Below are 23,305 nucleotides of genomic sequence, written 5' to 3'. Positions count from 1 at the left end.
CAGCGCGGCCATCACTTTTTCAAAGCCGCCAGACAAACATTTACAATATCTTCAAACATCTTTTGATCAGCGTCAAACTTGACCGTAACCCGCAGGCCGTTAATGGCATTGACAACAAATCTTGCCAGTGAACGTGCGGGATATTGCGTTGTAAAAACACCTGCATCCTGACCTTTTTGTATGGCTTTGCTAACAGCATTTTCGGTATCATGCATGATCGAATTGGCAATTGTGGCCACCTCCGTATCAACTGGCGCCATCTCAACCGCTGAATTTACCATGAAACAGCCGATGGAGCTATTTTCTGCAAGCGCCTCTTTTTTAACCAGCTCAAAAAAATTCCGGATGTAGGCTTCGGCATCTTCCGCGCTATCTACCTCTTTTATAACCGGGTCAATACGCTCCTTTCGGTATTGTTTGAGGGCTTTTACAAAAAGTGTATGTTTATCGCCGTAGGTGTCGTACAAACTCGAACGGCTAATACCCAATGTACTTACCAAATCCTGAGCAGAGGTAGCATTGTAGCCTTTTTGCCAAAATAAATTCATGGCCTTGTCCAATACCTCTTCCTCATCAAATACTTTTGTCCGTGCCATAAAAAATCTTTGTAAAGTAGCGAACCACTCTACAAAGATAAATATTACGGAACGAATGTTCCGGTTTTAGTCAAAAAATTTATAACCGAAATGCATTTACCGATGCTCCCCCATCAATAGTAATTTCCGCACCCGAAATAAAGGAAGCGTCATCAGAAGCTAGAAAAGAAACTACCCTGGCCACTTCTTCGGTTTCTCCGTAACGCTTAAAGGGCATTTTACTTCTGATGTATGTATGGATCTCTTCGCTTGCGAATTGTCCCTTATAAATGGCTTCCGTCTCCGTCATGGCAGGCGCCACAATATTTACCCTGATTTTTCTGTCTGCCAACTCGCCCGATACACTTTTACTGTATGCCGTCAAAGCGGCTTTACTTGCAGAATAAATAGCCGTTCCGGTAGCAAATGTGAATGCGCTGACAGAAGTCATGTGGATGACCGAAGCGCCGTCGCTTAGAATCGGAATGAATTTTTCGGTTGTAAAAACAGCTCCTTTGAAATTGGTGTCAACGATCGTATCAAAGGTGTCTTCCGTAATTTGACCAACAGGCTCCTGTAAAGCAACTCCTGCGTTTACAAAAAGCACATCGACCTTTCCAAACCGGGATTTCACCTCAGCAACCAGATTTTCAGTATCCCTTAGATTGGACGCATCGGCACGGATCCCCGTTGCGTTACCTCCTAATTGCGCCACCGCCTCGTCAATCGTCTGTTGATTACGGCCGGTAATAATCACCTTTGCTCCCTGCGCAATAAATTCCTGAGCTGTGGTAAAGCCAATACCTGCACTTCCACCTGTTACCACGGCAACTTTGTTTTCTAACTTACTCATTGTGTTTTTTATCTTTTTACTTGATTAACGGAATGATCATTCCGCAAATCTAGATATAACGGAACGATCATTCCAAATTTTTTATCATTTATTTTAAAATGATAAAAAACATAGTCATCCAGCGGGTGTCGGAATTTGTGTTGATTTCAACAGGCAGCAGCCGGGTATAGAAATTGTATGATTTCGACATTAAAGAAGGATTCATTATATCTCCAAAACTCTTACCGGAATTCACACAAACTGCCTGGATGAAAAAAGCACATTTACCCGAAAAAAGATGTATCGTCTGCGGAAGGCCATTCGCCTGGCGAAAAAAATGGGAAAAGGTCTGGGACGAAGTTAAGTATTGCAGTGACAAATGCAGGGGTAATAAAAATAGAATTCATGAAGGCAGTTAATATCATTTTTCCGCATCAGTTGTTTGAAAATAGCCCGATTGCAGAAAACGGTTTTTCGGTTTATTTGCTGGAAGAGACATTGTATTTCAAACAGTTTACCTTTCATAAACAAAAAATAGCTTTTCACCGGGCAACTATGAAGTGGTATGCTGACTTTCTAGAATCAAAAAATATACAAGTGTTTTATATCGAATCGAGTAATCCGCTTTCCGATTTACGGAAGTTGGTTGCAGATTTACAGTCAAAAAATATTGAGACCATACATTACATCGACCCTACCGATAACTGGCTCGAGCAGCGTTTGGTCTCCGCTGCCGGCAAAGCAAACATAACACTCATTCAATATCAAAACCCTCTCTTTCTGAATAAAAAAGAAGAGTTAGGCGTATTTTTCCAGCAGAAAAAGAAGAAGTTTTTCCAGACAGAATTTTACATTCAGGAGCGAAAAAAACGTAAGATTCTCGTTGATGATAAAAACCAACCGGCTGGTGGTACATGGACTTATGATGTCGACAACCGTAAGAAATATCCCCGTAAAAAGGAGCCTCCACACATTAGCTATCCTGAAACGAATGAATATTACGAGGAAGCTAAAACCTATGTCCAGGCGCACTTCAAAGACAATCTGGGCCTGCTTACTAAATATTGCCTTTATCCGGGAGATCATACTGCAGCAAAAAAATGGCTGAAAGGCTTTCTGGTTAGTCGTTTTGCAGAATTCGGGCCTTACGAAGATGCGATCGTCAAAGAGGAAAGCATTTTGCACCATGGCATGTTAACGCCTATGCTTAATGTCGGACTTATTACCCCGCAGCAGATCGTAGATGCCGTGCTTGAATATTCGGAACATAAAGACATTCCGCTGAATTCTACCGAAGGTTTTATTCGTCAGATTATTGGCTGGCGGGAATTTATGCGTGGTTTTTATGAATGTAAAGGCTCGGTTTCCCGGACAAAAAACTACTGGAACTTCACCCGAAAAATACCAAAGTCGTTTTATGACGGGACAACCGGAATTGAGCCAGTCGATAGCACGATTAAAAAAGTTCTGGAACGGGGTTATTGCCACCATATTGAGCGTCTGATGGTTTTGGGTAATTTCATGTTATTATGCGAGTTTGATCCGGATGATGTGTATCAGTGGTTTATGGAATTGTTTATCGACGCTTACGATTGGGTAATGGTGCCCAATGTATACGCCATGAGCCAGTTTGCAGATGGGGGACTGATGGCAACCAAACCCTACATAGCCGGCAGTAATTATATTATGAAGATGAGCAATTACGAAAAAGGCCCGTGGCAGGAAATCTGGGATGCACTTTTCTGGCGTTTTATGCATGTACACCGGAGCTTCTTCCAGCAGAATCCGAGAATCGGCATGCTTCTTGGCAACTTTGACAAAATGGAAACCGCAAAACAAAAAGCCTTACTGAATACGGCACAAATTTTTTTAAATTCGGTGGATTAACAAGTGATGTTTGCGGGTTTGAATTCTTGCTCAACAAAATGATATTTATATTTGCGCCGCCATAATAGCCTCTGCAAACGTTTCAACGCCGCGACATTTGAGAACACCCGACTCAATAAAATACAAAGTTATAAAACCAGAACCTGCGCTCTCTGATTTTGTTGAAGGCGTGTGGATGCTTGAAAACACAGCAGATACAGCTCACGATATTGTTGTGTTGCCTAACGGCAGATTTGACATTATCTTTCTCATCTTGCCAAACGGGCCCTATCATGCTGCTCAGATGGGACTAGAGACCGAACCCAGCCAGGCCTCCATTCCGGCCAAAGCGATCCTGTTTGCAATCAGCTTTAAACTGCTCGCCATTGAATATTTGCTGGATAAAAAAGCGGCATCCATTGTAAATACAGCCGTTGTTTTGCCAAATGATTTTTGGGGAATTACAACGGCCAACCTGAACAGCCTCGAAAACTTTTATGAAAAGGTTTCTGTAAAAATGATTTCGCTCATTAAGCCCGGCATTGACAGCAGAAAGCAAAAATTATTTGACCTGATCTATTCTTCAAAAGGTGTGTTGTCGGTAAGAGAATTATCCGAAAAGGTATTTTGGAGCAGTCGTCAAATCAACCGCTACTTCAATGAGTTTTTCGGAATTTCGTTAAAGTCTTACTGCAATATCTTACGATTTGAGGAGTCGCTGCCATACATCACGGCCGGCAAACTTTTTCCTGAATTAAATTTTACCGATCAGAATCATTTCATAAAAGAAGTAAAAAAGTATTCGGGGGTTATACCAAAAGAATTATTCAGAAACAAAAACGACCGATTTTTACTATTCCATCCCATGCCGAAGAAATAGATTTGCAAGCACAAAACAAATTCTGAAAGCATGTTATTACAAAATAAAAAAATAGCAATTATCGGTGGCGGTCCGGGCGGACTCACACTTGCACGTCTTTTACAACGCAAAGGAGCTGATGTAAAAGTTTATGAAAGGGATGAAAGCAGAAACATAAGGGTACAGGGTGCAACATTGGATCTGCATTTTGAATCGGGTTTGAAGGCATTGGAAGAAGCAGGTTTGAAGGACGCCTTCAAATCCAATTACCGACCTGGCGCTGACAGGCTTCGGGTTGTGGATGAAAATGCAAAAATTTTCTTTGATGAACATAGTGAAGAATCAACCAGCGATTTTGGAGATGAATGGTTTAGACCAGAAATTGACCGTGGCCCGCTAAGAGATATTTTACTGGATTCGCTGCGGCCCAATACCGTTGTTTGGGATAGCCATATCGTGTCTTTAACACGACCTGATAAAACCTGGGAAATTATTTTTCAAAACGGCAATACTGTTAGTGCTGATATTGTCATAGGCGCAGACGGAGCTAAATCTAAAATTCGCCCGTTTGTTACGCCTATCAGGCCTCTTTATTCTGGTGTTACCGTATTGGAAGGCAATATTTATAATTCTAAAAAGAATGCTCCCAAAATTCACGACTTATTACAGGGCGGAAAAATTATGGGGCTTGGCGATTCAAAAACAATATCTGTAAGTGCCAAAGGTGACGGAAGTCTGGATTTTTATACCGGCTGGAAAACAGACGCCAACTGGATTACAGAAAGTGGAATTGACTTTAAAAATAGCAAACAGGTTTTGGAATGGTTTAAAAAAGAGTACTCCAGTTGGGACCAAATCTGGCTTGAACTATTTGAAGCTGAAAACACAAATTTCACTCCAAGACCTCAGTATTGTATGCCGCTGGATCAAAAATGGGAAGCTCAGCCGCACATCACATTGATCGGCGATGCAGCACATTTGATGCCACCCTACGCCGGCGAAGGCGTAAACATGGCGATGCTGGATGCTTTGCAACTAAGTGAAAGTTTAACCTGTGAAAAATTTACAGATTTGAAATCTGCCATAGCTCACTACGAACAACAGATGTTTACAAGATTTGCCGAAATAGGCAAAGAAACGTTGCACAACACCGGGTTCATGCACGCACCTGAAGGTCTGCAAAAATTGCTGGAAATGTTTACAGAATCACCAACCTGAAAATACGGATGGAGTTATTCCTGCTGTTATTCCTTAATACGTTTATTATAATTGACTTCAATTTCGGCCAACGTTTTGTCATAATCCTGTCTGCCGAAGAAAGCTTCGGGACGGTAAGGATCACCGGGTTGGTGTTTTTTCTGCAGGCTAAATTGACTTGCGTGAGAGGCTAGCCAGATGTCGAACCGTTCCTTTTTCATTACTGATATAGTATAGCCATAATCTTTTCCTACCTGCACATACCCAGGCATACCCGAGAGTTTTGTTTCATCCAGAATCGTTGGAATGTTGGCGATCAGTACTTTGTAGGAACGTTTCTGATCTTTAACGGTTAGTGAAAAACTGCTCGCGCCTGGCGTATGTCCAGGATGGTGCAAAAGTTTAACAGAAGCGCCGCCGAGTTTTACAATGTCCTGATCTTTTAAAATCCGGTCGGGAACAACGGCTGCAAAGGTTGCACCATCTTTACCGAGAACCGAGTCTGATTTTCCGCCGTCCTTCATAAACTGAACGTCGGCCTGCTGGATCATTAAGGTGGCACCAGTCGCCTTTTTGATCGCTGCCATTGCTGCAACGTGGTCGTAATGCGCGTGTGTTGCCAGAAGGATTTTGATGTCTGAAAACTTAAATCCCAATTTCTCCACATTCTTTTTTAGCTCCCCGACAGACTCTTCCAGGCCGGTATTGATCAATATGTGCCCTTCTTTGGTCGTTAGCAAATAGCTCGCAAGATCATCTGTTCCAACATAATACAGGTCTCCGGCAATGCGGAAGGGCGGATAACTTTTAGTCCAGGCAGCTTGTTTGAAAGGTAATTTATATTGTTGGGCAAAACCAACAACCGGAGCGGTTGCTATTATCGCCAGAATAAATAATTTGAAGACGTTTTTAATTACAGACATGGAGCTAAAAGATTTAGCCGCGAAGATACATTGCGTCGCGGTTTTAGCAAGTTGATTATGTTTATTTTACTTTTTTAGTCACATACTGATTGTTTATGTTTTAGCAGACCGCAAACGACACGTGAAATCTTTGTTCGTGTAATTTACCCTGGTAAAAAGAAGAAGCAATCCAACAGAATATTTGCTTTTTATCAGCTGCGATTTTTTAAAGTTCACCGTTTGCAGTCGTTCCGGCGTAATAATATAGCTCAGCAATTGATTTTTGATAACTACTTACAAGCTCAGCGAGTTTAACTTTCATGTCAATTAGCTTGGTCTCACGGCTGTTGATCAGAAAAAGCGTGCTTTCTCCCAGTTCGAATTTGGCAAGCTCACCACTAAGCAGTACCTGCTGATTTTCAATGCTGCGGGATTGGATTGCCAGCTGCGATTCATACGCCAGCAAAGTGTTATATGCACTTAGGACCCTGGTGTTGATCTCCCGACGGGTCTGCTGAATATCAAACCTGAGCGAGCGTTGTTTAACCTTCGTTTCCTGTAGCTTTCCCCGCTCCGCTCTCAAAAATAATGGAAATGAGAAATCCACACCCAGCTTGTAATTATTCCAGCGAAGATCATAATATTCAGGAACATACGATCCGAAATCTGTTCTGCTGGTGATAAGTGATGCACTTAAACCAAGCTTTGGTTTGAGCATCTCTCTTCGATAATTTCTTTCCAGCTGAAGCTGCGTACCTTTGCTGTTTAACATCAGCAGCTCAGGGTGTCTGCTCGATGCGTTAGCAAGCAGGTCATCAAGCTGTTTTTTGTAAAAATCTTTAACAGACGGTTCTGTTTGTTGAGGACTTGCGCTGTCTGGCAACTCAACAGGTTCTTCTCTGGCGTTCCAAAGATGATTTGATATAAGCAGCCGGGAATTATTTAGCTCGACTTTAATCTTTTCGAGTTGTAGGCTGCGTTCCTGAAAAGTAATGGCTGCTTCGACAGAATCAATGGCAGGTTTATCACCAATCAAAGTTTGTTTTTTTACAAACTCAAATCTGTTGTAGGCAAGATCGGCTCCTTCTCTTACCAATACAAACTGCCGGTAAGCATAAAACCAGCTCCAATAATCTTTCACTGCTTCTAGCCATACCTGATTGATTTGTTTTACCTTTTCAGCTTCGGCATAAGCCACCATTACCTTGGCCTGCCGGAGTGTATTTCTCCTTGAATCAATCAGAAATCCTTGCCCAATGGGTAAACTTAGACCTATTCCTGCAAGCCCGGGATTACTTGTTCTTGTTTCAGGATTTGTGTAAGTACCCACAAAACGGTCGTAGCCTACTTTCAGATCAGCCCCTGCCAGCCATAAAGGGACTTTCAGTTCATTTGACCAGTTGTTATAATACTCTGTATTTCCAAAAGTTTTTCTTCCGAAATGACTTTTCAGAGCAGGGTCAAAACTTCCCCACGCCTGCTGTACCTTTGCTTGGGCTTCCTCGCTTAGCAGCGCTGCCTGTTTTACAATGGGATGATTGGTCAGAACGATCTGTTCAAAATCCCTTAATGTGAAGACAACTTCGGAGCCGCCGGTCGTGTCAGTTTGGGCAGAACTTTCAGCAGCACCCAAAAATAACCAGAACAACAAAAGGCAGACTATTTTTTTCATCAAATATTTCTTAATAATCATTGTAATCTATCGCTTACTTAGCGCCAACCTGGACAGCTGGCTCCGCTTCCAAACTTGGCGGAAAGCCATTAAGCAGTCGCCATATCTCATACCACAGCGGAACCGACTGGAGAATAACCCGTCCATAAACCCCCGATCCCTGACGTAATTGCTTGGGCCAGGGCTGATCAATTTGGGGAACCGGTTCTGTTGGCCGTACAAGCAGCCGGTATTTTCCTCCCTCACTGCTTACCAGGTCAATCACAGAGACTTTTCCTGCAAAAGTTCCTACTGCCACAGATGGCCAGCCCGAAAACTGCACCGATGGCCATCCTTCAAACTGAAGACGGACATCGCTATTGTTTAGGATCAGCGGAACGTCCATTGCGTCCACATAAATTTCTGCTGCTACAAGTGGAGATTCGGGTTGCAGTGTTGCGATCGACTCACCTTCTTTAATATTCTCACCAATCCCGGCTTTCAGGGTTTTAACCACAAAACCACTTTGTGGCGCCCTTACTACGTACAGCCCCCTTCGTATACTTGTATTAGAAATTTCATTACGAAGTTTGGATATCTCTCCCTGGGCGCTAACCTTTCCTGAAAGCGCTGAGCTCAACTCAGATTGCGCTTTTGCGAAAGACTGCTCATACTCAGCCCGTATGTTATCAAGCTCAATACGTGCGTTCTGCAACGACTGAATAGAATTATTCAGTTTGTTTTGCTGACTGATCACCTTTGCATTGTCTTCCTGCAACTTAAGTCTTCTGGATTCAATATCAGTCAGGGAGAAAAGTCCATTTAGATAACCCGCTTCATAACGTTCAAGCCGCGACTTGGCAATCTCATAAAAACGCTGGACGGCTACCAGGTCTGCGCTGTCAATACTAACATTATTTTCTGCCTGTCTGACCTTATTGGTTGCTGAATTTAACTTTATCCCAAGCCCTCTCTGCATTGCGTTCATCTGCGAAGCAGTGGCAGCCATTTTTTGGGAAGCTGCACTCTCACTACCCTTTTTGGCCATCAATTGCTCCTGTAGCCGCACTGGTAATTCTGGATCAAAGTAAGACTGGGCTGTTTCAGAAATGATCAGGATCGTATCACCCCGCTTTACTTTTTGACCTTCTCTAACTGCCCAATGTTCAATTCTTCCACCGATTTGATTCTGAACTGTTTGCGGTCTGTCTTCTGGTCTTAATGCAGTGACATAACCCCTGCCCGGAATGGTTTGTCGCCAGGGCAAAAACAAAATAATTACAAAAATAACCAGCAAGGCAAGCATGATCTTTCCTAAAAGTCTGGGGCCCCTGGTAGCCAGGATTTCATGTCGGGAGAGAATGCCCATTTCCTCCCATTTCCCTTTTTCATTTGAATGCTTAGCCATTTGTCACCCCACTTTCCTCTAGTTCAAGATCTGTTACAACGGCTAATTTTTCACTTCCGGTAACCATATCAAAAATTGTATTCAAACTAGTCATAAATTTTTCTACAGCGTAGCTGATTTGCACAATAATTACTTCTGCGGCTACGAATTGACCAAGCGTCATCTGACGTTGAACCACATAATAAGAACCCAGCAGTAATAATCCTCCCATCAGAATCGTACGAAGCACAACCGAGCTTGCAAAGAATTTCCTTAATATCTTAAAGTGATCATTGCGGGCTCTGAGGTATTTGGCAGTGATTTTGTCTGTTTCAGAAATCACTTTTTTTAACTGCTCGGGCTGATTTCTGTAATCATCGAGGTTGTCAGCAACCTTTTCAAGATAAGCTACAACCTCATATTTGTATTCTGACTCATCGATGCTTGTATCTACCCCTCTTTTATAAAACAGGCCCAGCATCAAGAGGATAATGAGCACTGTAAATACGCCAAAAATGATAAATACAGGATGATAGAAGGAAAGAAGAATAGCAGCAAAAAATATTTGAACTGTCGATGCAACCACATCGACAAGCAGCTTGGTAAGTCCTTTTTGAATGGTAATAACATCAAAAAAACGATTGACCAATTCCGGAGGATGCTCGCCGTCAAATTCCTGCCTTTTGATACGGGGAAAACGGTAAGCAAACTCAAGGGTCGCCTTTGCGAATATCTTCTGTTCAACAACTTCCACAAGTGTCAGTTGAGCAATCAGTAAAAAGCCACCAAGCACAACACCCAACAAAACAATTCCAATTAGTATATAGGTGGAGCTATACAAAGCACCGTTGGAAAGGAAATTGAAAACTGCGGTCGTTCCCAAAGGAAGCGTAAGACCAATCAGACCAATTAAAATGGCATAAATGAAGATATAATTGATAGTCGTTCTTTCAACATAAAGCATCGCGATAAGCCGCTCCCAGGGTGTGGGAACATCGATGAGCCGTTTCTTTTTCATTAATTAGTAATAGTTAAACATAGCTGTCAGACTTTATATCTAGACAGGAAGCAAGATATTTCCGAAAGTCAGAAGCTGCGCACAAGGACTCAAAATCGCGAGCGGTGCGGAACTCATTCTGTCATACCCTCTTTGCAAGACATCCAGAAAAAAATATGCCAGCTACGTATAGATACATCTAAAACCGGCAAAATTGTCTTTGATCGCAGATGATTTATATAGATTCAAAATAAAATGTAGTATATAAACATATATATGACTCTACCTCTGTTATATGACTCTGCCTCTGTGACAGAAATAGCAAAAGACTGACATTTGTTTAATGTGATTAAATATGCGAAAAAACATACATCCGCATCGCGGTAAAAGCAGATTATTTAACAGAGGAGAATATTGTTAGTAAATCCTTTTGGTTTATATCTGGGCTGTACGTAAGAAGGTAATGTTATCAGTGAGCTACATGGTTGGTTTAGAATAATTTGCTTAACCGGTTTGATGGCAGTTCATCCTGATGAAATATAGGATTCTGTTCTTATTCGTTTTGTATTCTTGCTTTTATCAGAATAAAACTATGGTTTGTAGTTTCAAAGATAAAGCCACGCAGCATTCGGCCTAACCTAATATTTTCAAACTAAACCTTAAAAAAATTGATCAGTTTTAAAACCTGGACGGCCGGACTTATATCGCTTTCCACCTTGCTGCTTGAAGGATCAATCACCGAAAAAAATGCCCTGACTTATTTCTCAAATGGCCGCGCAATGGCCATTGCAGATTCGGTCAGCACGCGCCCGGACAGTACACGCTTTACTTACAGCACGCTGGCCTCGGGATTTGATGAGCCCATGCAGATGGCCATCCTGCCAGATTACAGCGTGCTTGTAGCTGAGCGAAAAGGCGCGCTCAGACTGTATGATTCCAGACAAAAAAAGCTTTCGACAATTGCTCATTTAAATGTTTTCAGCGGCATCGAGGATGGTCTGCTTGGCATTGCGGCAGATCCTGGCTTTGCCGAAAACAACTGGATTTATCTTTACTATGGCCTGGGTGGAGACAAGCACGTCAGCGAACTGGCCCGCTTTGAGTATAAAGACGGTATTTTCAACACTGCTTCTAAGAAAGTATTGCTTGAAATCCCCACCCAGCGGACTTACTGCTGCCATTCAGCAGGTTATCTTACCTTTGATTCAAAAGGGCTGCTTTATCTTTCGACTGGCGATAATACTAATGCCGAGGAGATCGAAGGTCATAACCCGACCGATGAGCGTGCGGGCCGAAAACTTTCCGACGGACAGGGCACTTCTGCCAATACGAATGATCTTAGGGGAAAGATTTTAAGGATTAAACCCCAGCCGGACGGCTCCTACACTATTCCGGATGGCAATTTACTTCCCAGGGACGGATCACAGGGACGGCCGGAAATTTATGTGATGGGCTGCCGCAACCCGTTTAGAATGTCGGTCGATGCCAAAAACGGATTTGTTTACTGGGGCGATGTAGGGCCCGACACCGAGGTAGCCGCCCAGGAAGGAAAGCTCAGTTACGATGAGATCAACCAGGCCAGAAAACCGGGTTTTTTTGGCTATCCTTATTTCCTGGGTGCCAATGAAGCTTTCCCTAAATACGATTTTGAAACAAAAAAAGAAGCCCCGGGACAAAATCCGGATCATCCAACTAACAACTCGCCCAACAATACGGGTATAAAGAATTTGCCGGCAGCCCAGCCGGCATTGATCTGGTATGGGAAAGGCCCCTCCAAACGCTGGCCAATGGTGGGCCGCGGCGGAGCAAGTGCGATGGCAGGGCCGGTTTATTACAGTGATCTTTATCCAGATGCTCCCTATAAATTACCTTCTTACTACAACGGAAAACTTCTAATCTATGACTGGATACGAAAATGGATGATGGCTGTCAGTCTGGACCAGAACGGAAATTATCTTAGCATGGAGCCATTTTTGCCTCAGCTGAACGTAGTCGCGCCGATGGACATGCAGATCGCCGCTGATGGCGCGGTTTATATTCTGGCTTACGGAACCAACTGGTTTGCTAAAAATACAGACTCAGGAATCATTCGCGTTGAATATAGTGAGGGAAACCGCCGGCCGAATGCTGTGGCGACAATCTCCGAATCGGTGGGTGCTCACCCGTTAAAGGTCAGTTTATCTGCCGAGAAATCCTCAGACTTTGACCCCGGCGACAAGCTTACTTACAGCTGGAAAATTGGTAAACAACAAATCAACGGCAAACAGATTTCCTATACCTTTTTAAAACCCGGTATATATGATGTGTTGCTAACTGTGACTGACTCCCAGGGCGCACAGGCAAGCACAAGCTCGCAAATCCGGGTGGGAAATGATCGGCCAAAAGTCAGCATCCAGACTGTCTCAAACCAAAGCTTTTACTTCGATGATCAGTTGTTTGACTATAAGGTCGTTATAGCTGACAAGGAAGACAAACCCCTCTCAAAAGAGCGCGTTCGCATCTCGTTTGATTATCTGCCTTTCGGTAAGGATCTGGCCAGTGTGCTTTCAGCATCCGACGACGATCTAAAATTTGCACAGACCCGCAAGCTTTATCTGAGTCTGGACTGCAAGGCGTGTCATACCGTAGAGACAAAATCAATCGGTCCGTCCCTGAAAGCGATTGCAGCCAAATACCAGGGACAGAAACAGGCAATCGAGAAGCTGCCAGGCAAAATTATATCAGGCGGAAGCGGAAACTGGGGAAGCTACCCCATGCCGCCTCATCCGGATCTGTCCACCGGGCAGGCAGTTGCGATCACAGACTATATCATGAGTCTGAATGCAACATTACAGTCGCTTCCGCTAACGGGCAAAGAGCTTCTTTCGGCCCACAAAGGAAAAGGAAACGATGGTGCATATGTGCTACAGGCTTCTTACACCGATGGTGGCACCCCAGCCAGCGAGCCTTTAAAAACCAGCACCTTTATAGCCCTGAGAAGTCCCCGGATAGAAATGGAAGATTATTCCGAGGGAAATGTCAATGTAGTGATTGCTACGTTAAACACAGGGTACGTTTCTTACATTTCAAATATTAAAAACGGCAAATTTGTCCGCTTTGACGATCTGGATCTGACCTCAATCAAAGCCATCAGCCTGCGCGTGCAGCAGCATGGTGCCGGGGGGCGTATTTCAGTGCGTTTAGACAGTAAACAGGGCTCTGAAATTGGTTCTGTGACTATACCAAATGGGCAACAACAAGACCTAAAAACGGGCTGGCAGGATCAAAGCATACCCATTAAGGCTACCACGGGCAAGCATGATGTTTATTTTGTCTTCGAAAATCAAAAATCGGATGTTGCTTTGTTTCACATCGACAGGATGGTGTTTGAGCCCGCCGGTATCAGCAAAAAATAGGTACTGGATGCCAGAGAGTTATTTTTCAAGCGCTTCCAAAATCTTTTCAACTACCATTTCGGGTGTATAGGTCAGGTCCGAGGTACCTGAGTTGTCCAAAACGTCTCTTCCTATCAGGCGACGCGTTTCAGGGTTTGTCACAAAACTAAACGCGTTACCACCGTTTTGTGTAAAGTGCCGGCCACGGCTGGAAAAACGCCCGTTTAAGGATTTGTGATTGGTCTCATCCAAAATAAGCTCAGGAAGCACATATACTTCCAGGATCCAATCCATGTAGTAGCTCATTTGTACGCCCTTGGGATGTTCAGAATTAACTACAAAACTAAGTACCGCCCCGTTTCCGTCATTTGGGTCATCGGAAGGCATCAGATCATAGTCAGGCCACCGAGTGAAAATTTCGGATTTAATCTTCTCAAAGAGTGCTAGCATTGGGGGAATATCGGAAAATTTTAATCAACTCAAAAAAGACAGACTGAGTAGCCAAGTAAAGCATAAACAGAATGTTTACTCTAATAAGCACTAAACAGGCCACAAATAATCAAAATATACGTCGATATCTGTCTTTTCAGATCAAAATTCACCAAGATTTTCAAAAAAAAGAAAATAATCAAGAAATTTTAGTTCAACAGCTTTTCAGCAGGCGATGGATTTTAAAAGGTTTTACTACGTTTATATGCGTTTTTTAGTCCAGAGAATAAGAGAATGATTACAGTTCTCTATTACAAAATAACTGTTACGTTTCCAGAGAAAAATACAATCTGCTCAGTGAGATCTGAGACTTCGGCACTGATGTAGACCATGACCCCAAAACAATATAAGTGAAAAGGCTTTCACAAACTAACCTGAGCAATACATGACAATGTTAATCACGAAACCATCTTTCGGGAAACAATTTTACCGATCAGATCTCGCGAGGATATCGAGTTATAACTCTTATTTTTCTCAAGCAGGTACCTTTAGTTATAAGGCAACTTCTATCCGGTCATCTCAGCGCAGCCTGCTAGTCTGAGAAATACCGGATAGAAAAGGCCAATGCAGAAGAAAATAGATTCAGATCCTTAAAAAGATTTTGTTTTTATAAAGTAAATAAAGAAAAGCCAACTCTACGGCCATTAATGACACAGCACGGAGTAAATCGCTGAAAGGCCCTGAGCTTAGATTGATCAGGCCTCCAAAAATGAAATTTGCAGTGTAACCGAAATTTACCACTCCTTCCACAGCCAGGTAAATTAAAATGGAATTTGTACCGATCAGAACGAAAGGGAAAGTCCATGTTTGGAAGCCTAAAACATCAATAATCAGATAAAATAACGCAAAAAAAGCAATACTGTAACCACCGACAAAAAGCACAAAAGAGCTGCTCCACAGCCGTTTATTAATTGGAAACGATAGGTCCAAAAGTAGTCCCAGCAAAATCAGACCCAGCGAAAGCAGAAGCAAAAAATAAACACTTCTGAGCGGTGAGAAACGCTGGTCTTTGATGAAAGTACCTGTAAATATGCCAAGCAGCCCTGTTGCAATGGCGGGAATCGTAGACAGAATTCCTTCCGGGTCATGCACTTTGCTATGCAGCCGGCCTGGCAGAAATAGCCGGTCTATATAGGATTCCAAAGAGCCTTCCATCGTTAGATTTCCGGCACCAAAACCCGGTACGGGAACAAAGATCATGGCAAGCCAGTAACCTATCAGTATAAAGCAAAACCAGATCATCTGTTTTCGCAAATCAAAATTCAGGTATATTAATCCGGCAAAAAACCAGGCAAGTCCGATTCTCCCCAAAACGCTTGCGAATCTGGTATTTTCATATCCGTTAAACTTAAACAACCCGTTGACGACCAATCCCAGAAAAATCAAGATCAGTGTTCTTCTGATCATGGTTTTATAAAGCTGTTTTTTCACCGCTGCCGGAAGCTGAAAGCCGTAGCCGACTCCGAACTCGGTGAACTTCCTGCCAAATGAAAAAGGCATCGATACACCGGAAATAAAAAGAAAAAGCGGAAAGATCATATCATAAAACGTGCAGCCATTCCAGACGGTATGGTGCATCTGCACAGACAGCCAGTTCATCACAGGCCATCCGGTCAGCTCAGCAAGAGCATGAATGATGTGCTCGCCACCGATAATCCAGAACATGTCAAATCCCCTTAGCGCATCAAGCGATAACAGCCTTTGCGACTGCTGCGCTTTAATCGGTAAGGCCTGCGTCGGGTTAATTTTTGTAGTCATTGCTGATTTGCTGATGATATTTTTTGTACAGTTTCACAGCCGTTTCAATACTGTTTCCTTTTTCTGTAACCGGAAAAGATTTCTGCTGATTCACCCACTGCCACTCCCATTGTGCAATACTTTTTTCAAATGATTTAAAGTCAGCTTCAGATCCGTTTTGAAGAGATGAGTTGAGCATAACAAAGAATTTCTCCCAGCGAACTTTATAAAAATCACTTAACAGTCCGCTCCACTGACGGTTTGAATACTCATGCAGCGGACTATCCGCATCTCCCCAAAGTGTGATCAAATCTCTTGCATTTTGTTCGTAGAGTGCTTTTTGCTGGTCGTTTGACCCCCATTTGCGCGCGTCTTCGATCCATGGCCCGAGAAGAAAATCCTTTCTGGTTGCCAGCAGCAAATCCATGTCACTGATCAGATCAATAAATGCTTTGCTATGTTTTTGCAAAGCGGCTTTATCTCTTTTTTTATAGGCAGTGACCCATTTTTTCTGAACAACTAGTGCATAATTGGCAAGAACCTGTCTTGAAACGTCCACCAGATCATAGCTGAATCCGTCCGCTTTTTTGCCTGCATTCGCAGATTTGACAAAAAGATTCCAGGCGGGCAGTAGCGCTGCCGGCGCATAATTCAATTTCGTTCTGGTCCATATTGTGGTAGAATCCAGCGTTGGTCTGCCGGTAATGATCGATTCGGCACCGTCACGAATTTGTTTGCCGTTGTATACTGTTTTTCTTAAAATCTGCCAGGCCTGATTAAGATCAGCGTCTTGCTTTCCATACCTGTTTCTGGCGTACTTTTTCAGCCACTCGTCCAGGTCAATCGGTGTGGACTGCCAGGTATGGTCCATCATCAGCTCATATATAACAGGGTTTTGCTCAATGGCTTCCATGGTCAGACCGATGCCTTCCAGCCGCTTTTTATCCGGATCATTGAAGACTTCGGCAGGCCCGCTTGCCACTGCTTCCATCCTGCCAAACAGGTTGACATTACCACCAAAATTGTTAAGCATATTCCATATCCAGGGCTTACCATAAAACGCACCGGTTCTTTTCCAAATTGGCTCAATTTCTGCTGCAAGATCAAGCAGAATCATTTTATCATCCGGCACTGCTTTTAAAAGCGCTTCAATCTGGGGTGCTTTCCAGAATTTTCGGTCGCTGTAAAATAGCCATCCCTGCATGACCCATACGGCATCCGGATCAGCCTGACGCATACCGTCATAAATCCTTTCGCTCAGTTTTGATAAATATCCAGGATCGTCTGTGGGTGGTTCGTTTTCGTTAAAAGTATCGGCTGAGTACAAGTGATCAGTGCCATAGAGCTGGGTCTGCTTGTCCAGGAATTTCTTTCCGATCTGGGCAAAAAGCGGATCCTGCGAATCCAGGATATAAGTATCGCCAAAACCATTGGTCCAGTTTGTAGGCTTTAATTGCGCTTTTGGAAACTTCTTTTTAAAAGCAGACGGAACGTGCCCGGTAAAAGCGGGCAAAACCGGTTTCATTCCCAGTTCACGTTCTCTTTTGAGAATTTGTTGTTGTAATGTTTTATGGCTTTGCATCCAATCTAATGGCAATGGGCCACCCCAGCCATCCAGATTTCCCATCCAAAACCAGCCAAAATAAGCAGGCCCGCTGAAAAAATCCTTCAGCTCATCTTGATTGAAACCCATGTCCTTGTAGACCTCCAGCCAGGTATATTCCTCGCCAGTAATAGCCAGCGGCATGTTGATTCCGTGCAGCGCCATCCAGTCGATCTCTTTTTGCCAGCGCTCCCAGTCCCACCAGCTCATGCTGTAATTGAAGGTGCAGTAATTGAGGTTATAACGGTAATTATAAACTGTCGTTTTGCTGATTTTCTCAGCAACAACAGGAAGTTTTGCAGGCAGGGCCAAGTTGGTACCATTCCAGGTGATCTGGCAATGTGCGTAGTTTGTCAGATAATGGTAAAGAGCAGATGCTACGGCAACTCCGCTGGAACCACGCAGGATAATTTTACTATTTTTGCTCTCTATCTCAAACTGATCTTTTCCGGATTTGGAATTCAATTCTTCCACCTGAAAGTGTGAAGCATGAGAGGGAACAACTCTTGATATCAGCGATTTACCTGAACTTACTATGGTTTGTGCTTTTGTTATTTGTCCTAAAAAAATAAAGTAAAACACAAGACAAAACCGGCTGACCCTCCTCGAAAATTCAGGAGAAGAACAACCTGAAAGGATGTTATTCATTTAATAAGATTGTTGAAATTTAAACCGCTTGTTATGAATGTTTGGCGGAAGGGCAACCCGGAAGAATTAAGAATTTCTCCGTATCTGAAAAACAGATACGGAGAAAACGGCAACAGATCAATAACCTGGATTTTGAACCAGCATTGGATTTAGCTGCAAAGCCACTCTTGGTATTGGAAAAATACGGTGATTGATGTCCGAATCAGTTTTGAAGCCCCATTTGCCTTCAAATTTTCCAAACCGGATCATATCATTTCTTCTCCACCCTTCCCAGGCAAATTCACGCGCTCTTTCGGCGTAGACAAATTCAAGATTAACACTTGTCAACGCTGCTGAGGTTGTACGTTGTGCCCTTAACTGATTGACAAGAGACAGCGCAGTATGACCCGATGTAGCTGCACCTCCCCGCAAAATCGCTTCGGCTTTCATCAAAATGATATCCGAATAACGGAAAATAGGAATATCATTATTCTGATTTCTGTTCAAAGAAGTAGCATCGGGATAAAACTTCATGTTGCGGTAGCCCATATGCCAGGCGATTTCATCGTTACCGGCGTCAAATGCTGATTGACTCTGTCTTAAAACAACCTGTGGCGTAATGTTAACCTGGTAGGTAAATGGTGCCGACGGAGCGTTTCCGCTATAAAACTGATCATAACCGATGTTTGTTGTTGTTACTGTAACCGGCGTCACACCATCATTCATGAACTGCAGGCCGGTAAGCCATTGTTTGTTTCTGATATCACCTTCATCGTTGAAGTTGGCGTAATATTCCGGCAATGTACTCGCGCTGCCAGCCGGCGTAAATGGCAGGCTGAATTTCTTCACCTCACTTCTTGGAATGTCGTAACGGGAGCGGTTGTTGACACTTCTGAATGGAAAAGTATTGGTTTGCGCCGGATCATATGGTATGGCAAAAATAAATTCCTTCATCTGCGGTCCATTATTAGGATAAAACATGTTCAGATAAGTACTCCTGGCTTCAAGGTTATACAATCCTGAACCGATGATTTTATCGCAGGCAGCAATACAGTCGTTGTAACGGTTTGTTCCGGTGTAGTACTCAGCGTTCAGATACATTTTTGCCAGCAAGGCGTAGGCTGTCCATTTGTTGGCTCTTCCATAGGTGGAAACGCCTGAAACTTCACTCAGATTGGGAATGGCATCGTTGATCTCTTTTTCAATAAAATTGAAAACCTCCACTCGGCTCGAGTTAACTTTGGGAGTAAAATCACCGTAAGCTGTATAGATTGGCACATTTCCAAAACTATCCATCATCATGAAGTAAGCCAGGGCCCGAACCATTTTGATTTCCGAAATATTGGTTGCTTTTGCTGCTCCTTCGGGTTGTTTTTCTTCCAGAATAGAAATTGTCTGGTTGGTAACACCAATAATGGTCGACAGCCACGACCAGTGACCGTTCAGATAGGTGTTGTCCACCGTCCAATTGTGAAGGTGAAGTGTCTGATTCTGACCACCATCATACCAGTTGCCTCCTCTTGCGGGCATGATGCCTTCATCGGTGCTGTAAGAAGCAACCTGAAAAGCTTCTGCACCAAAATTACCGCGGAGCGCAACATAGGCAGGTCCGGAAGCGGAAACAAACTGCTCAGTCGTACTTGGAAAAACGTCGGTCGTAAGCTCTGTGGTTACAGGTACATCCAGATCGTGACAGGATAGCATTGTAGCGGCTACCAGTGTTGAAAAAAATATATTAATGTATGATTTTTTCATGATTTTACGTCGAAAATTAGATTGATACATTCAGGCCAAAAAGAAATGTGCGGGTCTTGGGATAGAAGTTGTTATAGTCAACTCCCGGCGCGATACCACCCTGATTTACTTCCGGATCAATGCCTTTGTATTTGGTGATAACAAACAAGTTATTAACCGAGGTATAAACCCGCAGGTTTTTAACAAATGGCCCCAGTTTCTTGAAATTGTATCCCAGCGTTGCATTATCAAGTCTTACAAAACTTCCGTTTTCAAGAAAGCGCGAAGAATAAACATAAGCATTAAAATCCTTTACAGATTCATTGGCTGCATCGACAAGGATATTGCTGTACTGAGCAGTACTTGGCCGGAACAAATCAGCGCGCGTGGCGTTGAAGATTTTGTTTCCAAATGCTCCTCTGATAAATACATTCAAATCAAAGTTTCCGTATCTGACACTGTTGTTCCAGCCCATCATCAGTTTCGGTTGCGAGCTGCCCAGGTAATGATAATCCTTTCCCACAACCGGTGTTGTTGTCAAGCTGCCATCTCCGGCAACAAACTGAGAAACTCCGCTTTCATTTTTTCCTGCATAAAGAAAAGAGAAGAATTGACCCAAAGGTCTGCCTGACTTCAGGATTTGAAGTGATCTTCCTGACTGTCCGCCACCCTCAGGCCGGGATAAAAGAACCGAGTCACCTCCTGCAAACAAGGGATTCGTCAAGCTGGTAATTACGTTTTTGTTGTGGGCAAGATTAATACCACTCGTCCAGCTGAAATTTGCTTTATCTATGATTTTTGCACTTATATTAAACTCGATACCTTTATTGTTAACGCTTCCGCCGTTGGCAACAATAGTACCGGAAGGAACAAGGATCGGGTCGACAGTGTAAGAATAAATCATACCTGTGGTGTTCTTGTCGTAGATCTCCAAAGATCCGTTGATCTTGTTTGCTAAGACAGAGAAGTCAAGGCCGATGTTGGCAGTTGCTGTTTTCTCCCATTTCAGATCCGGGTTTTCAGATTTTGTCGGGCCGTAAGCACCGGTGAGCGATCCGTTATAATAATACGTTCCCAGACTTCCGGATATGAACTGCGCGGTGTAGGCATTAAATCCCGAGGCATTACCTGTAACACCATAGCTTGCTCTGAGCTTTAGGTCACTAAACAGATTTTGGCTTTCCATAAAACTTTCCTGACTGATTCTCCACGCCGCACCCACAGATGGGAAATATCCCCACTGATTGTTGGTGCCAAACACCGAGCTTCCGTCCCTTCTGATCGAACCTTGCAGTAAATACTTGCTTTTGTAGTTGTAATTGAATCTGGCAAAATCAGAGATTAATTGTGTTTCCTGATAGATACCGTCTGGTCCGAAATTGATCTGGTATCCTGTTACACCATAAGGGTTACTAAGCGCCAGGTTGTTGTAGGCAATATTATCAACCGGCAAGTTGCTTGTCGTCACCTGAAAACCTTCGCCAATTTTGTTATTCTGCCATGAATAACCGATTACTGCATTGAGTGAATGATCTCCAAACTCTTTATTCCATGTCAAATAGGTCTCTAATATTTTGTTTGTATTCTGATACGAGCTTCTGCTTGCCTGACCATTTTTCCCAAACGATTGCACCGCATGAAAACCCACACCCGGATCGGGATTGTCATACATGTTGTTGTAATTGTTGGTAAAATACTTATTATAATACGATCCTTGCAGCGTAGTTGAATTCAGATACGAGATGTCCACATTATAGGTAAGACCGAAAGGCAGTTCGACCTGGGTCTTGAAGCTTCCAATGAGATTATTCGATTTTGTATTCAACTGGCTATTATTTATCATCGCCACGGGATTGTAGTAATTGGTATTTTGAAAGTTTTCAAAATAGCTTCCGTCCGCGTTCTGAATGGGCGATACCGGCAAATAAGAAGCCGATTGAAGCAAAACCGTGTTACGATAGGGTATATCGTTGGCGTTGCTGTGAGAATTCGTTACAGAAAATCCGAATTTAAGTTTGTCCTTCAAAGCACGCTGCTCGATTGCCAAACGACCGATCACTCTTGAAAGATCACTATTTAGCAGGATACCGTCCTTTTTTACATAATTCAGACTCGCGCTGTAAGTAGTATGCTCACCACCACCGTTGAAAGACAGATTGTGATTGGTAGATATAGCGGTTTTTTTCTGGATAGACGACTGCCAGTCCGTATTGGCACTTTTGTCATCTGCCGGCGTAAAACCAACGTCATTTTTTTCCAGAAATGCCCTCAACTGGTCAGCTGTCATCATATCAAGTCTGCTTGATACTTTTTCGATTCCGATGTATGAATTGTAAGAAATCTGCATCGTACCTGGCTTTCCCTTCTTGGTCGTTACCATGATCACACCATTTGCAGCGCGGTTACCATAAATAGCGGTTGCAGCTGCATCCTTCAAGACATCGATCGAAGCAATATCATCAGGAGCGATCGTAGATATATCTGCCCCGGGCACGCCATCAATTACATAAAAAGGTCCCTGTGAACTGTTGATGGTAGACGCACCACGCATCACAACCGCTGCTGGTTTGTTAGGATCACCGCTGGCGGTGATATTCAGGCCCGGAACCTTACCCTGAAGTAATTGTCCAACGTCTGTAATCGCGCCATTGTTAAGCTCTTCTCTTTTAATTGTGCTCACCGCACTGGTCAGGTTCTTGCGGGATTGCTGCCCGTAACCAACCACGGCAACTTCATTCAGGGTTGTATTACTTTCAGAAAGCGTTACTGCAATATTGCTTTGTTTACCCACAAGCATCTCTTTGGTATCAAAACCGATGTAGGAAAAAACCAGTACATCTGTATCTGAGGCGTTTACTGAGAAATTCCCTTCTGCATCGGTCGTTGTTCCCAGCTTGCTGGCCTTAACAATAACAGTCACACCAATCAGCGGTTTGCCATCAGAGCCAAGAACCTGACCTTTAATTATTTCCAGAATTTGTTTTACCGGAGTGATTATTTTATTCTGTTTTTTGGCTTGCAAAACAACAGTTTGATCGACGATGGAATATTCGACCGCCTGGTTTTTCAAAACCTTGGTCAGCGCTTCCTGCAAATCGCTGTTTTTAATTGAAACAGTGATCTTCTCTGATTTTGAGATAAGCTCTGATTTATACCAAAAAGAATAACCGCTTTGTCGTTCAATGTCGCGCAGCACATTCTGCAAGGAGGCATTTTGTGCCACGAGCGTAATTTTCTGCGCTGAGCTGCTGGCACTAACCTGCATACAAATAGCGAGGCAAAAAATAAAGATTAGTTTCATTACCAAAAATGTTTTGGTTGCCAGAAGACTTCGGTACCTATCGCCTATATACGACAGACCTTGCCTCTTTTGGATAAAAGAGTTGTGATTCATACTTTTGTTTTGAGTTGGTACTAAACGGTTTGAGATAATTGTTAAGTAATGCCGGCTCTTTTGAGCGGGAGCGGTTGCAAC

The 23,305-nt window shown here is 43.2% G+C and carries 16 protein-coding genes; 5 read left to right on the top strand and 11 right to left on the bottom strand.

Annotated elements, in window-relative coordinates; translation table 11 throughout:
• Positions 1–11: 11 nt before the first annotated feature.
• Entirely contained in the window at positions 12–596 is a 585-nt protein-coding gene (locus E0F88_RS11985) for a TetR/AcrR family transcriptional regulator (RefSeq protein ID WP_131958501.1), read from the bottom strand.
• 79 nt (positions 597–675) lie between these two features.
• Positions 676–1,428, bottom strand: a complete 753-nt coding sequence (locus tag E0F88_RS11980; RefSeq protein WP_131958500.1) for an SDR family NAD(P)-dependent oxidoreductase — start codon at positions 1,426–1,428, stop codon at positions 676–678.
• 248 nt (positions 1,429–1,676) lie between these two features.
• On the opposite strand from E0F88_RS11980, the gene E0F88_RS11975 reads away from it, so the two are divergent.
• The 4 genes from E0F88_RS11975 to E0F88_RS11960 all read left to right on the top strand — a co-directional run bounded on the left by E0F88_RS11975 (position 1,677) and on the right by E0F88_RS11960 (position 5,350).
• Entirely contained in the window at positions 1,677–1,826 is a 150-nt protein-coding gene (locus E0F88_RS11975; RefSeq protein ID WP_131958499.1) for a DUF2256 domain-containing protein, read from the top strand.
• Entirely contained in the window at positions 1,813–3,294 is a 1,482-nt protein-coding gene (locus E0F88_RS11970; RefSeq protein WP_131958498.1) for a cryptochrome/photolyase family protein, read from the top strand. Before E0F88_RS11975 ends, E0F88_RS11970 begins: the two co-directional genes overlap by 14 nt.
• 97 nt (positions 3,295–3,391) lie before the next feature.
• Entirely contained in the window at positions 3,392–4,153 is a 762-nt protein-coding gene (locus E0F88_RS11965; protein WP_131958497.1) for a helix-turn-helix domain-containing protein, read from the top strand.
• A 30-nt stretch (positions 4,154–4,183) separates the two neighbouring features.
• A complete protein-coding gene (locus E0F88_RS11960; RefSeq protein WP_131958496.1) occupies positions 4,184–5,350 on the top strand; it encodes an FAD-dependent oxidoreductase in 1,167 nt (388 codons plus the stop codon).
• A 26-nt stretch (positions 5,351–5,376) separates the two neighbouring features.
• Here E0F88_RS11960 and bla read toward each other — a convergent pair whose 3' ends face one another.
• The 4 genes from bla to E0F88_RS11940 all read right to left on the bottom strand — a co-directional run bounded on the left by bla (position 5,377) and on the right by E0F88_RS11940 (position 10,287).
• Positions 5,377–6,243 carry a subclass B3 metallo-beta-lactamase gene (gene bla, locus E0F88_RS11955; RefSeq protein ID WP_374756316.1) on the bottom strand — a complete coding sequence of 289 codons (867 nt, stop codon included), beginning with the start codon at positions 6,241–6,243 and terminating at the stop codon, positions 5,377–5,379.
• Between the two features lie 214 nt (positions 6,244–6,457).
• On the bottom strand, positions 6,458–7,903 hold the full coding sequence (locus E0F88_RS11950) for a TolC family protein (protein ID WP_131958494.1): 1,446 nt from the start codon (positions 7,901–7,903) through the stop codon (positions 6,458–6,460).
• Between the two features lie 34 nt (positions 7,904–7,937).
• A complete protein-coding gene (locus E0F88_RS11945; protein ID WP_131958493.1) occupies positions 7,938–9,290 on the bottom strand; it encodes an HlyD family secretion protein in 1,353 nt (450 codons plus the stop codon).
• On the bottom strand, positions 9,283–10,287 hold the full coding sequence (locus E0F88_RS11940) for an ABC transporter transmembrane domain-containing protein (RefSeq protein WP_131958492.1): 1,005 nt from the start codon (positions 10,285–10,287) through the stop codon (positions 9,283–9,285). The genes E0F88_RS11945 and E0F88_RS11940 overlap by 8 nt, the downstream gene beginning before the upstream one ends.
• A 647-nt stretch (positions 10,288–10,934) precedes the next feature.
• Between E0F88_RS11940 and E0F88_RS11935 the strand changes: the two genes are divergently transcribed.
• Positions 10,935–13,661, top strand: a complete 2,727-nt coding sequence (locus tag E0F88_RS11935; RefSeq protein ID WP_229213748.1) for a PQQ-dependent sugar dehydrogenase — start codon at positions 10,935–10,937, stop codon at positions 13,659–13,661.
• 18 nt (positions 13,662–13,679) lie between these two features.
• Here E0F88_RS11935 and E0F88_RS11930 read toward each other — a convergent pair whose 3' ends face one another.
• The 5 genes from E0F88_RS11930 to E0F88_RS11910 form a co-directional block, all read right to left on the bottom strand.
• Positions 13,680–14,090, bottom strand: coding sequence for a hypothetical protein (locus E0F88_RS11930; protein WP_131958491.1), 411 nt, complete (start codon positions 14,088–14,090; stop codon positions 13,680–13,682).
• A 621-nt stretch (positions 14,091–14,711) separates the two neighbouring features.
• Positions 14,712–15,887, bottom strand: coding sequence for an acyltransferase family protein (locus E0F88_RS11925; protein WP_131958490.1), 1,176 nt, complete (start codon positions 15,885–15,887; stop codon positions 14,712–14,714).
• Positions 15,871–18,117, bottom strand: coding sequence for an alpha-N-acetylglucosaminidase (locus tag E0F88_RS11920; RefSeq protein ID WP_131958489.1), 2,247 nt, complete (start codon positions 18,115–18,117; stop codon positions 15,871–15,873). The genes E0F88_RS11925 and E0F88_RS11920 overlap by 17 nt, the downstream gene beginning before the upstream one ends.
• A 117-nt stretch (positions 18,118–18,234) precedes the next feature.
• Positions 18,235–19,851: a RagB/SusD family nutrient uptake outer membrane protein gene (locus E0F88_RS11915; RefSeq protein WP_131958488.1), complete on the bottom strand. Its 1,617-nt coding sequence runs from the start codon at positions 19,849–19,851 to the stop codon at positions 18,235–18,237.
• A gap of 16 nt (positions 19,852–19,867) precedes the next feature.
• The gene (locus E0F88_RS11910; protein WP_131958487.1) at positions 19,868–23,131 is read right to left on the bottom strand and encodes a TonB-dependent receptor; all 3,264 of its coding nucleotides are present in this window, start codon (positions 23,129–23,131) and stop codon (positions 19,868–19,870) included.
• Positions 23,132–23,305 lie beyond the last annotated feature (174 nt).

This window comes from Dyadobacter psychrotolerans (assembly GCF_004349265.1).
GTDB lineage: Bacteria > Bacteroidota > Bacteroidia > Cytophagales > Spirosomataceae > Dyadobacter > Dyadobacter psychrotolerans.
Note: the sequence above shows the minus strand (reverse complement) of the source record. Positions and strands in the feature narration are given on the sequence as shown.